Genomic DNA, 12,700 nt, shown 5'->3' on the forward strand with positions numbered 1-12,700 from the left:
AAGAAACTGTAACGGAGCTTATCATGCGCCTATCGCCGCTTGCCATTGCCATCTCACTGACACTTGCGACAGTTTCAAGCAGTGTTCACGGCCAACGGACCGACGATGACATCAATCCGCGCTCGATTTCTCTGGTGGCTGAAGGCCGCGCCGCCCTAGCTGAGGGCGATAGCGCTCGCGCATCGCAGCTGGTTGAGAGCGGTCTCGCGGTCGATCCGCGCAATCGGGACGGTTTCATTGCCCTTGCGGAAATTGCTGTTGCCCAGGAGCTTCCAGGGAAAGCCATCCGCTATTATCGTGAAGCGTTGACTATTGATCCTAATGATCTCAACGCCTTGTCTGGCCAGGGCCAGGTTCTGGTACGCCGTGGCGCTGTCGAACGGGCCCGGCGCAATCTGGTACGGATCGAAGCTCTCTGCGAAACCGAATGTGCCCCTGCTACCGAACTTTCAGCGGCCATTGCGGCGGGTCCTCCAGCGGCGCAAATGGCCGCACAGGAAGCCGTTCCAGAGGCTGAAGACGCCGTAACACCCTAGGAACGGGCCTCAATAACGGCCGCCAGAGCCACAAAATCCGCCACCGACAGCGTTTCCGCCCGCCGGGTCGGATCTATCTGCGTTTCTTCCAGAGCATCAATTGCATGCGGCAGGGTTTTCAGACTTTGTCTCAGCATTTTTCGGCGCTTTCCAAATGCAGCTTGGGTGAGCGCGCCAATAGTAGCTGCGCTGACATTGGCTGGTGCAGCGCTCGGTTTGATATGGACAACTGCCGACATAACCTTTGGTGGCGGTACAAACGCCGATCGGTGCACTTTGACGGCAATTTCAGCCGCTGATCGCCACTGAGCGAGCACGGACAAACGGCCATAAGCAGGCGTGGACGGCTTGGCGACAATCCGCTGGGCCACTTCTTCTTGAAACATCAAGGTCAGTGATCGCCACCATGGCGGCCAGCTTTCGAGGGTTAGCCATCGAACCAATAGGGCGGTTCCCACATTGTACGGCAGATTTGCGACGATGTGCCCGTCATCCGCACCAATTTCACGCTCGTCTACCTTGATTGCATCGCCTTCGATGACGGTAAGCATGTTTGGGAATAGCGGGTCCAACTCATCAAGCGCCGCAATGCAACGTTCGTCGCGCTCGACAGCTACTACTTTGGCGCCAGCCCCCAGCAGAGCGCGGGTTAGGCCGCCAGGGCCCGGTCCCACTTCATAAACGGTGTCACCGGGCGACAATCCAGGCACGCGCGCAATCTTGTCGAGCAACTGGCTATCGAGAAGGAAGTTTTGGCCGAGCGCCTTGTTGGCACTCAGGCCATGGCGCGCAATCACATCGCGCAACGGGGGCAAAGCCGTCACGCAGCCACGCTGCCTTCGCGCTGCATTCTTTGATTGGCACAAAATGCAGCCAGGCTAATCGCAGCGATCGTCGCGCCCGGATGGGCTTTCGCCTTGCCGGCAATCTCAAAAGCCGTGCCGTGATCGGGTGACGTGCGCACGATTGGCAAGCCGAGTGTCAGGTTTACACCTTCATCAAAATGCAGTGTTTTGAGGGGAATAAGAGCCTGGTCATGATAAAGGCAAAGCGCGACATCATAGGTCTTGCGCGCCGCTTCGTGGAACATCGTGTCGGCGGCAAACGGACCTTGTGCGTCAATTCCTTCGTCGCGCAATAGCTCGAGTGCGGGTTCGAGGAAGTCGATTTCTTCCCGACCCAAAGCACCAAATTCGCCAGCATGCGGATTGAGTCCTGCAAATGCGAGGCGCGGATTCTCGATTCCGAAATTGCGAGTCATGCCACGCGCTGCCGCACGGCCCTTGGTCACGATCAGGTCAATTGAAACCACCTCTGGAACATCGCGCAAAGGAATATGGGTGGTAATCGGCACAACCTTGAGGCTCGGCCCGGCCAACATCATTGCTGCATTTTCACGAGAGACGCCGCATCGCTCAGCCACAAATTCGGTCTGACCGGCGTGAGAGAAGCCGATATCATAAAGCCGTGCCTTGGATACCGGCCCAGTTACGACCGCCAACGCCGTGCCCGATCGCGCAAGTCCAACGGCCAGTTCCAATGAATCGAGCGCACAGCGAGCGCTATCAGCGGTGGGAAAGCCGGGCTTGGCCGTCTCGCTGCTTTCAACCGGAAACAGCGGCAACGCGCGATCAAATATTTCAGTGGCCTGGTCCGGCGAATCAATTATTTCAAATGGGCCTTCCCAAACGGCACGCAGCGCGCCTGGATCGCCCACCGCAAAGAAGGGACTAAGGCCATAAGTTGCCCGCGCGTCCCAACTCTTTCCCGTGATTTCCGGGCCGATACCTGCAGGATCACCTAGAGATACGGCTATTGGGGTCATTTGCCGGCCAAACTCAGCGATACTCGATCACAGCGTCACGCCTGAGATCGCGCAAATAGCGTCGAGCACGGCGATCGGCCCGTTCTTGCTCAAGGCGGTTGAGTATGACTTCGGCGTCCGGCTCGGCACTGGCTGGCGGATCATCGCGACCGCACAGCACGAGGACTCGTACGCCATCTTGCAACGAACCAAATGGTGGCGTCGACTGGCCTACTTGCAGATTTGTAAGATTCTGTTGGAGAACTTCTGGAAGATCGCCCAGGCGAACGCCGTCATTCTGAACAATATCACCGCCAAGTTCCTCGGCGATTGACGGTGCAACGCCGCAACCACCGCCGGCCTGCGTTGCCGATGCAAGAGCCTCAATGCGCGGTTCTGCCGTTTCCCGAACGGTACCTGGCGGGAAACTGAGCGTGATTTGAGTGAGACTCAATATGGCATCACGCGGATTGCCGACGAGAATCTGACGCTGGTCAATGAGCGCGATGATCGAAAATCCACCAGGAATGGGGATTGGCTGACTGACACCACCGACGGGCATCTGCGTTACAACCGCTGCCAGTTCCGGCGGGAGTTGGCCCGGCCGCAACCACCCAAGATCCCCGCCAACCGCGGCGGTTGATGCCTGCGAGAATTGACGCGCATAAGCTTGGAACGATCCGCCGCTGCTGATTTGCTGCAAGATCCGCATTGCACCTGCTTGGACATCAGCCTGATTGTCAGGGCGAGCTGGGAGATAGATTTCGGCAATCCGATATTCGGTCTGCCCGCGATTCGATTCCAACCGCTCGACAATTTCCTGCACTTCGGATTCGCTGACGCCGACAAAGGGATTTACATAGCGGCTCAAGACCCGTCGCCAGGCCAATTCACCTTCAATCTGGCGCCTCATCGATCGATCAGAGCTTCCCTGCGTGCGCAGAAAGGCGCCAAATTCTTCCGGCGTTGCTGCGGAGCGTTGCGCAACTGACGCAAAGGTTTGATCTATATCGGCCCTCGGAATCAAAATATCATTCGCACGCGCTTCCTGGATTTGAAGCGTTTCGTCGATCAGATTGCGAACAATCTGCATCCGCAAGCGCTGTCGTTCTTCTGCACTAATCTGCGCAGCATTGTTCGCGGCGAGGAACAGGTTGATGCGATGTTCGACATCCGTCCGTGTCACGATTTCGCCATTCACAATTGCGGTTGGCGTGCGGATATTCGGATCCCGCTCTCCGAAAACAGTGATATCAGTCGGCAAATCAAGCTGTGCAGCCGTATTCGCCATGATATCGTCCGCAGTCTGCGCAAAAGCGGCTGACGGCGAAAGCGCGACGATGCTTGCGGCTGCGAATATCTTGAAGGATCGGCGCATTCCACGCCCCCAAATTTTTTCACGCATTAGAGTAAAGAATCCTATATCTGCAGAGGCTCATGGCGACCATGAATCGGCCTCTTTAAGAACGATTGTCCGTTAACCACAGCTTAGCGGCCCAAATTGGTTAAGGCAAAGCGTACGAGAAATGTGTTCCCGCGGCGCGCATCACCGGTATCATCATAGTCGCGCCGCCAGGTGAAGCCGAACTCCAGACCCTCATCCGAATATCCAAAACCAAGGCGGGTTCGGACCGGCTCGAAGCCGTCTGATTGCGAGACCGGATCTTCCTCCGCGCTCGTTAAATCGATGACCGCAGACCCGAATAGGGACCAATAATTGCCAATTGCGACGCGTGCAGAACTTCGCAATTCCTCGCGATCGCGGAGATCTTCAACATTGAAAGTGATGTCGCGATTGAGCCGCAAATACCCAATTTCCGCGTAGGTTGTGCGCGAACCGATGGTGAAATCGATTTCATTGCGTCGCAACTCCGCATTGTCCTTGTCGATCCGAAATCTGTGAGTGAGGGCCAAGAATCTCCCGTATCGGATCTCGGTTCGACCCACAAAGTCGGAGAAACGCGATGCCAGCCCGGTGCCGCTGGGAAACAAAGTTGGTTCTCGGTTCAGTCGATAGCTCTGGGCAAGACTGGTGCGAAGTGAAAAACCGGGCAAATCGAGTGCATATTCACCGCCATAGGTGATCCGCGCCCCATCCTCGAATCGGTCATATCCCGGAAAACGGTTGATCGAGAATACATTTGCGTTTTCCAATTCTATCGATCGCGAATCTTCGTTCGGGACCTCAAGATTGGATAACGGCGGGGTCGCAACAAACTGAACGCGGGGAGTAAAACGCTGCACACCGCCAAACATTTCCCCGACAAATGGCCATGCAAAGTCAGCCGCGACAGCGCCGATACCGCGAAACTGCCATCCGTCTTCGCCGCGATAGATGCTGGTAACCGTGTCGATATTCTCGTCCGAATGATAAGCGTCGCCTCGAACAAGCGCGGTTAGCGTAACCTGCTGGCCCATTGTTGTAATGCGGCTGAGGCTCCATTCCGCGCTGGCAAAGGCACGTTGCGTATCCTGACCGTCAGTTCGGATAATGCCGAGTGTATTCGCCTGTAGGCGAATGGTGCCGCCGACAATGTCTTCATTCATCCGCAAACGATAATCGACCACGGGCAGGACCAGCGGTTGCTGACCAGCATCGGAGGTAACGCGAAGGTCCTGAACGGCCCAACCGGCGAGTGAGAAATAGCTGTTTTCGCCGACGCGCTCAGCAGCAATCGTGGACCGCAGGCGATCGTCGCGAGAAATGTCATAGCGGCGCAGAAATGTGTCATCCGTGGTGAGACGACCGGAGCCACTAATGCTCCAATTGGGGGTAAATTGGAATCGACCATTACCCTCAATATAGCCACGGACGTCCTTGTTCCCGTTGTTAGTGAAACCGCCGCCAGGCAGCGGGTCACGGCGCGTGCCATAGGTCACCATACCGCCAATCTGGAACGCGCCTTCGGCTGCTAGATTGCGGTAATTGGCAGAAACAGACGGCAAGACTTCGGTATAGAAACGTGGCGTGATGGTGAGATCGCGATTGCGGGCGATCTGCAGATAATAGGGTACGCCGATTTCCAGGCCATTGCTGCGACTGAGCCGGAAATCGGGCACCAGGAAACCACTCGCGCCACCGGCAGAACCATCGGGATGCGAAAATGCGGGCAGCGCCATTATCGTGACGCCGAATAACTCAAACCTGGCGTTGCTGTAGCGTATCCGGTTGGTTGCCGGATCGTGGACAATGCGTGCGGCAGTGATCCGCCAGCTCGGATCGCGGGGCTCGCCATCATAATCGACAGCTCGATAGGGCGTGTAGGCCGCCGCGTTGAGTGTTGAGACGCCATTCACCCGATTGCCTTCACGGGCTGCCAATCTGCCGCCATTTTCAAGGACAATCAGCAGATTTTCGACCATCGCATCGCGCAAAGTGTCGGTCAGGGAAGCGGTGTCGGCATAGGCTGTTTCACCGCGGGCCGATCGAATGGCGACATTTCCGCTCGCCTCAATTGCTCCGGTTCGGCGGTCCCAAACGACGCGATCTGCACGCAAGCGCGCGCCTTCGCGAACCATCTGCACGTCGCCGATGGCGATGACGGTATCGGCCTCGCCGTCATATTCGACGGTCTGCGCGCTGAACGCGATCTCTTCGGGATTTTGCGGGGAGGCGAGAGGCGGCAGTTCCAGGTCGGTAAACTCAACCGCCGGTATCATCGCTTCAAATGCATTCGGAGCGTCGCCCTGTGCATAGGCAGCCGTGCCCGTAACGGACAGGAGGACAGGCAGCACGCCAAGGCTGAGAATGGGATTACGCTTCAAATTCATCACCGGTCAGTATGCGGACCTTCCGCGCGGCCTATCGCACTCTGTGTGCAATGCTGCAATCGCCTTTGCCAGAGCATGAACGCTCGTCTATCGGATAAGAAACTCATTCCACCCTCATAGCGGCAGGAGAATAACGATTTCCATTCCCGTCACATTCGTTTCATCCGTTCCTGAAGACTCGTCTGCGGTGGTCCTGCCGATCAGCAAGGGCCAGGCGATCAGCGCTGCCACAGCAAATCTTGATGGAAGCGTCGGCACGGCCCTCGCGCGGGCCGCCGAAGCAAGCCGTTTCGAAGGCGATCTTGGCGGGATAGTCGAAGTTTTCGGTGACAACGGAGAATCCGCCCGGCGCTATGTGCTGGTCGGAACCGGCAATGGCGATGATGGCGAGTCCCTTGAAAAAGCGGGCGGCACGGCAATGGCCAAACTCCAGGCGTCCGGCGAAACCAGCCTGACCTTTGATGCGCGCACGAGCGATGACGACACCGCCGGATCGCGAATGGCCTTTGGCGCACTCCAACGCGGCTGGACGCTCGGCACGTACCGGACAAAACAGCCGGCGAAGTCGAAACCGACAGTTTCCGGGCTTTCCGTGGTTGGCGGTGACGATGAAGCGCAGGGCTGGGATCGCTTCCAGGCAGTTTATGCCGGTATCGCACTGGCCCGTGAACTGGTGACAGAACCGCCCAATGTCATCCACCCCCAAGGATTTGTCGAACGCTGCCGGCCGCTTGCTGATCTCGGCGTGTCGATCGAGGTCCTCGATGGCGATGAAATGGCGGAACTCGGCATGGGCGCGCTGCTCGGCGTGTCCCAAGGCTCGGCCCAGCCTCCCAAATTGCTGGTCATGCGATGGGACGGCACCGATGGCACCCAGGAAAAACCGGTCGCTTTTGTTGGCAAGGGCGTAACCTTCGATACCGGCGGTATCTCGCTGAAACCGGGTCCCGGTATGGAAGACATGAAGTTCGACATGGGTGGCGCAGCAGCCGTTGCTGGCGCCATGCGCGCGCTGGCAGGCCGCAAAGCCAACGCGCATGTTGTCGGCGTATGCGGGCTGGTTGAAAACATGCCGTCAAGCAATGCCCAGCGCCCAAGCGATATCGTGACGACAATGTCGGGCCAGACAGTCGAAGTCCTGAACACGGACGCGGAAGGCCGTCTCGTCCTGTGCGATGCGATGCACTGGGTGCAGGAAAATTATTCGCCTGAGGTGATGGTCGATCTCGCCACGCTCACGGGCGCGATGATCATTGCGCTCGGCCATGACCATGCCGGCTGCTTCTCCAATGACGATGGACTCGCCAACCAGCTTCTCGACGCGGGCAGCGCCAGCGGAGACAAGCTGTGGCGACTGCCGCTCGGCAAAGCGTATGACAAGCTCATCGATTCGCCGATTGCAGACATCAAGAATGTCGGCCCGCGCGAAGCCGGATCGATTACTGCGGCCCAATATCTGCAACGGTTTGTCCAGGACGGCGTCAAATGGGCGCATCTCGATATTGCCGGGACGGTCTGGATGAAGACCAATTCACAGCTCTGGGCGAAGGGCGCGACCGGCTATGGCGTGCGGCTGCTCGATCGGTTCATCGCCGACAATTTCGAAGGGTAATCGTTCAGCGTGCAGGTCGACTTCTATCAACTGGCCGGCACGCCGATCGAAAAAACTGTTCCATTGCTGGCAGCCAAGACGCTCGAAAATAATGAAAAAATGCTGATCGTCGCAGACGAGGATATGCTGATTTCAAAGCTGAACGAAGCGCTTTGGGCCTATGACTCCACCGCATTTCTGCCGCATGGCAAGGCAAGCGATCCGGGGTCAGAAGGCCAACCCGTGCTGTTATCGAATACTCCGTCTGCCGCAAACGGCGCGAAATTTGCGCTGATTGCAGACGGTAAGTGGCGGGACGAAACACTCTCCTTCGAGCGGGTTTTCTACTTATTCGATGATGATCAAATCGACGAGGCGCGCCAAGCCTGGAAAGTGCTAAGCCAACAAGACGATGTCGAACCGCGCTACTGGAAACAGGAAGGCGGGCGCTGGCGGCAGGGGCCCTAAACAGCCCGCAAATACTTGCGCCACTCGCACCGAGGCACTAAGCGGGCGGCAAATTCCCCAACCAATCTATCGGAGTTCAGCCCATCATGGCCGCGACACGCACATTCTCAATCATCAAACCCGACGCCACTCGCCGCAATCTGACCGGCGCCGTCACTAAAATGCTGGAAGAGGCCGACCTTCGCGTTGTTGCTTCCAAGCGCATTCAGATGACCCAGGAACAGGCAGAAGGTTTTTACGCAGTCCACAAGGAACGCCCCTTTTTCGGTGATCTCGTTGCTTTCATGACGTCCGGTCCGGTTGTCGTGCAGGTTCTTGAAGGCGAAGACGCTGTCATTCGCAATCGCAAAATCATGGGCGCTACCAACCCGGCCGACGCCGACGAAGGCACGATCCGCAAGACCTATGCGGAATCGATCGAAGCCAATTCGGTGCATGGTTCTGACAGCGATGAAAATGCCGCGATCGAAATCGCCTTTTTCTTCAATGAAGATGAGCTTGTCGGCTAAACTAGTCGCCCAAAAATTCAACGAGAGGCTGGAGCTTTTTCGGCGCGACGAAGCTCCAGCTCTTTCTTAGCCAACTGGCAATATGATCCCAATCGACGGCGCCCGTATCCAGGCGAACCGCGATCCAACCTGACGCGCCATAATAGGCCGGGCGATAATAGATATCGGGTTCAGCCTCGATAAGTGCAGCCTGTTCGTCTGTTCCGCTGGTCTTGACCAGCAGTGCCACGGCATCCTCGCCATGATGATGGACCGAGACATAGGCGAAGAATTTCCCGCTCTTTTCGGTTCCGACGCGCCACCCGGGTGACCCGTGCGATGTTTTGGCATGGGTTTGTGGTAACTCGAGCGCCAGCTGATTCACTTTGCCAACCAGCCAATCCGGATCGAGTTCGCGACTGACCAGATCTTCCAGCACGCGAACATAGAGCTGGTGCTCGGCAATCCGGATCCGGGTCGCCAGTTTTTCCGGCGTATCATCGGCCAGGATCGCAACTTCTGTCTGCCCAAGAACCGGGCCATCATCCAGCGTCGGCGTTACAAGATGCACCGAACAACCCGACACCGTATCGCCCGCATCGATCGCCCGCTGATAGGTATCAAGCCCCTTATATTTTGGGAGCAGCGAGGGGTGGATATTGAGCATCCGACCTTCCCATTTTTCGACAAATCCTGACGATAATATCCGCATATATCCGGCGAGCACGACATAATCCGCGTCCGCTTCGCGCAAGGCGTCATGGATCAGGGCATCGAATTCCTCGCGTTCCATACCCTTATGGCTGTGGGAAAATGTCGGAATGTTTTCGGCCGCAGCCACGGCCAATCCCCGCGCATCTGGATCATTGGACGCGACAAGAACCACCTTATAAGGACAGCCTTGGCGTTTCGCCGCATAGAGTAATGCAGCCATATTGCTTCCGCGTCCGGAAATGAGAATGGCAACGCGGGCGCGCTTAGCCATTATGCGTTGCGCTCCAGTCGGCGAGTGCCGACCAATCGGCTGCTGTACCCGACACGGTGCAGCCTTTCTCGCCATTTTCGATCCGACCAATCTGATGCACTGTTTCACCGGCAGCTATTAGCGCGTCTGTGACAGAAGCAGCGAGATCAGGATGAACGATCAAAATCATGCCGATTCCGCAATTGAATGTGCGCGCCATTTCTTCCGGCTCGATATTTCCCTGGCCTTGCAAGAACCCCATCAAAGCCGGTTGTGGCCATGCGGATGCATCGACATGCGCATGATGCGCATCACCCAGGACCCGCGGAATATTTTCGAGCAATCCGCCGCCCGTAATATGAGCGAGCGCCTTAATCTTGCCGGCGCGGACCAGCGGTAACAGGGATTTTACATAGATTCGCGTCGGCTCGATCAGCGTATCGACGAGCAAATGTTCTTGATCGAACGGAGCAGGACGGTCGAGCTTCCACTCCTTGTCAGCTGCCAATCTGCGTACCAACGAAAATCCGTTCGAATGCACTCCGGAAGACCCAAGACCCAGGATCAGATCGCCAGCCTCCACGTCCGTGCCAGTAAGCGCTTCTCCGCGTTCAACCGCACCAACACAAAACCCGGCTAAATCATAATCGCCATCGGCATACATTCCCGGCATCTCGGCGGTTTCACCTCCGATTAGCGCACAGCCCGATTCTGTGCAGCCATCGGCAATCCCGGCAACGACCCGCTCGGCAACGCCATTGTCCAGTTTTCCAGTTGCAAAATAATCGAGAAAGAAAAGTGGTTCAGCACCCTGAACAATCAGATCATTGACGCACATTGCGACAAGATCGATGCCGATCCGGTCATGGCGATCAAAATCGATGGCCAGTTTCACCTTCGTGCCGACCCCGTCATTGGCCGCCACAAGCAACGGATCGGAATAGCCGGCCGCCTTGGGATCAAAGAACCCGCCAAAACCGCCTAGATCGGCATCCGCGCCGGGACGCGCAGTCGCTCTCGCCAGGGGAGCAATGGCCTTGACCAGTGCATTGCCGGCGGCGATCGACACGCCGGCTTTGTCGTAGCTATAGGGCTCAGGTGAATTTCGCTTGGCGTTCATATTTATAGCGACTAGCCACATCGCTCTTGGATTTCCACGTCCAAGACGTCAAAAGGCCCACAATGCAGTTCATAACCCGAAATCTTATTGTCGCTTTGGCCATCGCGCTGCTCGTTATGGGCGCCGCAGGCGTCGTGTTGGCGCAGCAGCAACCGACCCGCGAAAATGCGCGCGATTTCGGCTTTGATGCACGCGCAAGCTACGAAGTTACGGGGATTCTTGTCGATGCATCGGGTGAAAATGCCGAGGATGCCCGCCGTAATGCATGGGAGCAGGCCCAGCGCGAAGGCTGGCGGATGCTCTATGCGCGGGTCAATGGAGGTCCTGCATCGCGCGCTCCGAATCTCAGCGATTCGTCATTGAGCGCGGTCGTTACGGGAATCATCGTCGAAGAAGAACAGATCGGCCCGCGCCGCTATGTTGCACGACTGGGTGTGATGTTCGATCGCGCTCGGGTGAGTCGCTATCTGGGTGTATCCGGTATCATCCGTCGATCACCGCCAATGCTGGTCCTGCCCGTACAGTGGGTCGGAAATACTCCGCTCAGCTTTGAAGATCGTACACCTTGGGAGCGCGCATGGCTTCGCTATCGATCCGGCGAGAGCCCGATCGACTATGTCCGTGCGAGTGGCACTGGTCCGACGCCGCTGCTGCTGACCGTAGGACAAACCAATCGGCCGGGCCGTGGCTGGTGGCGCTTCTTGCTCGATTCCTATGGCGCAGCCGATGTCGTGGTTCCGGTGGTCCATCTGCAATATGCCTATCCCGGTGGCCCCGTTTATGGCCGCTTTGTTGCCTATCATGGCCCCGACCGGACAAAGATCGCCCAATTCTCGCTCCGAGTCCGCAGCCCGAACAGTCTCGATCAATTGCTCGATGAAGGTGTGCGGAGGATTGATGCGGCGTATGCGGCTGCATTGGAAGACGGGCGCCTGCGGCCCGATCCATCGCTAAACTTTGAGTTTGGGCTTGATGAAGAGGCGCTTGAAGAGGCGCTTGATGAACTGGAGGGCAGCGTAGCCGTTTCGGTTAATCGTCCCGTCGAAGTGCCAACCAATACTGTCGAAAATACAGCGACCGGTCGCTACACCATCCAGGTGGTTACGCCGGACGCCAATGCGGTCCGGTCCAGTGAAGCGACGGTCCGCGGAACACCGGGCGTGCGCGGTGCAACAACTTCGAGCCTTGCAATTGGCGGCGTGTCGCTGATGGAAATCAACTATATCGGCGATCTCGATACGCTCGCGTCCGCCCTGTCTGCCCGTGGTTTCCAGGTTCAGCGTGGGGCAGGGACTTTGCGTATCAGCCAGGGTGGATCCCAGCCTGCGGCCACCCCAGACGGCGAATGAGCCAAATTACATTGCCACTGGATTGGCCTGAAACAGGCGATCCGACTGGATTCATTGTTGATGAAAGCAATGCGGATGCCGTCCGTCATCTCGACAGCTGGACGCTCTGGCCGGTCCATATCAGCCTGCTGACCGGGCCGCGCAAATCCGGGCGATCCACGCTGGCAAAGCTGTTCGCGCGAAAAAGCGGCGGGCAGGTAATCGATGATGCGGATCTGAGCGACGAAGAAGCCTTGTTCCATGCCTGGAATGCGGCGCAAGCAACGCAAAAACCCTTGCTGATCGTTGCCGATGAGCCGCCGCCGCGCTGGGAAATAGCGCTTCCCGATCTCCAGACCCGGATCGCGGCAACGCCCAAGATTAGGATTGAAGAGCCCAGTGATCGGCTAATCGAAGCGCGTTTCCAGCATCATTTCTCGGAGCGGGGCCTCGCAATGCCTCAAAATGTGATCGATTATCTTCTGAAACGGATGGATCGCAGCCATGCGGCATTGGCGCACACCATCCAGTTGTTGGATCGTCACGCCTATGAGCAGGGCCGCAGGATCACCGTCAATCTGGCGCGCGAAGTGATGGCGGAGCTCGGTTTCATCGACCTGTAACGTTCGA

12 protein-coding genes are annotated in these 12,700 nt (G+C 57.4%); 6 read left to right on the plus strand and 6 right to left on the minus strand.

The annotated features are described in order from the left end of the window. The first annotated feature begins 23 nt into the window (after positions 1-23). Positions 24-536, plus strand: a complete 513-nt coding sequence (locus HFP51_RS04120; RefSeq protein ID WP_176874500.1) for a tetratricopeptide repeat protein — start codon at positions 24-26, stop codon at positions 534-536. Here HFP51_RS04120 and rsmA read toward each other — a convergent pair. The 4 genes from rsmA to HFP51_RS04140 all read right to left on the minus strand — a co-directional run bounded on the left by rsmA (position 533) and on the right by HFP51_RS04140 (position 6,111). Beyond that, positions 533-1,360, minus strand: coding sequence for a 16S rRNA (adenine(1518)-N(6)/adenine(1519)-N(6))-dimethyltransferase RsmA (gene rsmA, locus HFP51_RS04125; RefSeq protein ID WP_176874501.1), 828 nt, complete (start codon positions 1,358-1,360; stop codon positions 533-535). The two genes, HFP51_RS04120 and rsmA, sit on opposite strands and share 4 nt — an antisense overlap. Further along, positions 1,357-2,361 (minus strand): 4-hydroxythreonine-4-phosphate dehydrogenase PdxA, encoded by a 1,005-nt coding sequence (gene pdxA / locus HFP51_RS04130; protein ID WP_176874502.1) that lies wholly within the window; start codon positions 2,359-2,361, stop codon positions 1,357-1,359. The genes rsmA and pdxA overlap by 4 nt, the downstream gene beginning before the upstream one ends. 13 nt (positions 2,362-2,374) lie before the next feature. Beyond that, positions 2,375-3,745: a peptidylprolyl isomerase gene (locus HFP51_RS04135; RefSeq protein ID WP_176874503.1), complete on the minus strand. Its 1,371-nt coding sequence runs from the start codon at positions 3,743-3,745 to the stop codon at positions 2,375-2,377. A gap of 83 nt (positions 3,746-3,828) precedes the next feature. Next, positions 3,829-6,111 carry an LPS-assembly protein LptD gene (locus tag HFP51_RS04140; protein ID WP_176874504.1) on the minus strand — a complete coding sequence of 761 codons (2,283 nt, stop codon included), beginning with the start codon at positions 6,109-6,111 and terminating at the stop codon, positions 3,829-3,831. Positions 6,112-6,253: 142 nt separating this feature from the next. Between HFP51_RS04140 and HFP51_RS04145 the strand changes: the two genes are divergently transcribed. The 3 genes from HFP51_RS04145 (at position 6,254) to ndk (ending at position 8,679) form a co-directional block, all read left to right on the plus strand. Then, on the plus strand, positions 6,254-7,723 hold the full coding sequence (locus tag HFP51_RS04145) for a leucyl aminopeptidase (protein WP_176876529.1): 1,470 nt from the start codon (positions 6,254-6,256) through the stop codon (positions 7,721-7,723). Between the two features lie 9 nt (positions 7,724-7,732). Then, on the plus strand, positions 7,733-8,170 hold the full coding sequence (locus HFP51_RS04150) for a DNA polymerase III subunit chi (RefSeq protein ID WP_176874505.1): 438 nt from the start codon (positions 7,733-7,735) through the stop codon (positions 8,168-8,170). Positions 8,171-8,256: 86 nt separating this feature from the next. After that, positions 8,257-8,679, plus strand: coding sequence for a nucleoside-diphosphate kinase (gene ndk / locus HFP51_RS04155; protein WP_176874506.1), 423 nt, complete (start codon positions 8,257-8,259; stop codon positions 8,677-8,679). Between the two features lies 1 nt (position 8,680). Here the strand turns inward: ndk and purN are convergent, their stop codons facing one another. Continuing rightward, positions 8,681-9,643, minus strand: coding sequence for a phosphoribosylglycinamide formyltransferase (gene purN, locus HFP51_RS04160; protein ID WP_176874507.1), 963 nt, complete (start codon positions 9,641-9,643; stop codon positions 8,681-8,683). After that, positions 9,636-10,742 (minus strand): phosphoribosylformylglycinamidine cyclo-ligase, encoded by a 1,107-nt coding sequence (gene purM, locus HFP51_RS04165; RefSeq protein WP_176874508.1) that lies wholly within the window; start codon positions 10,740-10,742, stop codon positions 9,636-9,638. The genes purN and purM overlap by 8 nt, the downstream gene beginning before the upstream one ends. A gap of 62 nt (positions 10,743-10,804) precedes the next feature. Between purM and HFP51_RS04170 the strand changes: the two genes are divergently transcribed. Further along, complete coding sequence (locus tag HFP51_RS04170; protein ID WP_176874509.1) at positions 10,805-12,091, plus strand: heavy-metal-associated domain-containing protein; 1,287 nt, start codon at positions 10,805-10,807, stop codon at positions 12,089-12,091. Further along, a complete protein-coding gene (locus tag HFP51_RS04175; protein ID WP_176874510.1) occupies positions 12,088-12,693 on the plus strand; it encodes a DnaA/Hda family protein in 606 nt (201 codons plus the stop codon). The genes HFP51_RS04170 and HFP51_RS04175 overlap by 4 nt, the downstream gene beginning before the upstream one ends. Positions 12,694-12,700 lie beyond the last annotated feature (7 nt).

The sequence above is a fragment of the Parasphingopyxis sp. CP4 genome (genome assembly GCF_013378055.1).
Lineage (GTDB): Bacteria > Pseudomonadota > Alphaproteobacteria > Sphingomonadales > Sphingomonadaceae > Parasphingopyxis.

What these genes read in the sequence shown, in the direction of transcription:
- HFP51_RS04120 (WP_176874500.1), top strand. Translation starts at nt 24, where the DNA reads ATGCGCCTATCGCCGCTTGCCATTGCCATCTCACTGACACTTGCGACA.
- pdxA (WP_176874502.1), bottom strand. Translation starts at nt 2,361, where the DNA reads ATGACCCCAATAGCCGTATCTCTAGGTGATCCTGCAGGTATCGGCCCG.
- HFP51_RS04135 (WP_176874503.1), bottom strand. Translation starts at nt 3,745, where the DNA reads ATGCGTGAAAAAATTTGGGGGCGTGGAATGCGCCGATCCTTCAAGATA.
- HFP51_RS04140 (WP_176874504.1), bottom strand. Translation starts at nt 6,111, where the DNA reads ATGAATTTGAAGCGTAATCCCATTCTCAGCCTTGGCGTGCTGCCTGTC.
- ndk (WP_176874506.1), top strand. Translation starts at nt 8,257, where the DNA reads ATGGCCGCGACACGCACATTCTCAATCATCAAACCCGACGCCACTCGC.
- purN (WP_176874507.1), bottom strand. Translation starts at nt 9,643, where the DNA reads ATGGCTAAGCGCGCCCGCGTTGCCATTCTCATTTCCGGACGCGGAAGC.
- purM (WP_176874508.1), bottom strand. Translation starts at nt 10,742, where the DNA reads ATGAACGCCAAGCGAAATTCACCTGAGCCCTATAGCTACGACAAAGCC.
- HFP51_RS04170 (WP_176874509.1), top strand. Translation starts at nt 10,805, where the DNA reads ATGCAGTTCATAACCCGAAATCTTATTGTCGCTTTGGCCATCGCGCTG.
- HFP51_RS04175 (WP_176874510.1), top strand. Translation starts at nt 12,088, where the DNA reads ATGAGCCAAATTACATTGCCACTGGATTGGCCTGAAACAGGCGATCCG.